The sequence below is a fragment of the Collinsella sp. HCP28S3_G2 genome, from assembly GCF_052065125.1.
Taxonomy (GTDB): Bacteria; Actinomycetota; Coriobacteriia; order Coriobacteriales; family Coriobacteriaceae; genus Collinsella.
Genome location: NZ_JBQHUO010000039.1, coordinates 1 through 780 on the forward strand (window position 1 = coordinate 1; position 780 = coordinate 780).

The following is a 780-nucleotide window of genomic DNA, read 5'->3' on the forward strand; positions in this document are numbered from 1 at the left end:
CCCAACCGAGAGGGGGGAGGCGCCGAAGGTGTGGAGGGTGAGGGGGGTGAAGTCGTAACAAGGTAGCCGTACCGGAAGGTGCGGCTGGATCACCTCCTTTCTAGGGAGATACATTCTTAGAGAGATCAACTTAACTCGAATGGAGGGCAGGAGCCCGTCCGGTGGATGTCTGGCCCGGATACGTCCCCGCAGCACCCGGTCCCCGGGGTCGCACCCGCGTACCTTGAGAGCCGCATAGCGATAGGAGAGAGATGGAAGAGTATCCTCTTCCAGACTCGATTCTTTTCTGCGATTAAATCAAGAATGATAGCAATCATTCATCCGATCCAAACAAGAGGAATTCACTCATTGATGAGTGAGGAGCATCTGATCGCGAGCACAGTGAAACTTGCTGTGCCGCGGTATGAGATACCCGAATTGCGACATGAGAGCGCTATTCATGATATCGATTAATTTATATTAGCGACACGTGGATATCCCGCGGGCCCGGAGCGGTCCCGCAAGATACCACGGGCGCACGGCGGATGCCTTGGCACAGGGAGCCGATGAAGGACGCGGCAAGCTGCGATAATCCCCGGCGAGGAGCACACATCCTTCGACCCGGGGGTCTCCGAATGGGCGAACCCATCCGTAGAGGTACGGATATCCCCCCGCTGAACACATAGGCGGGGGGAGGACAACCCGGGGAACTGAAACATCTAAGTACCCGGAGGAGAGGAAATCAATCTCGAGACTCCCCGAGTAGCGGCGAGCGAAAGGGGACCGATGGCCAAACCGTCG

2 rRNA genes are annotated in these 780 nt (G+C 57.2%); both read left to right on the forward strand.

The features are described from left to right. A 16S ribosomal RNA gene (locus ACTNB2_RS08845) occupies window positions 1-100 on the forward strand; the annotation flags it as partial. 397 nt (window positions 101-497) lie between these two features. Further along, window positions 498-780 (forward strand): 23S ribosomal RNA (locus ACTNB2_RS08850); the annotation flags it as partial.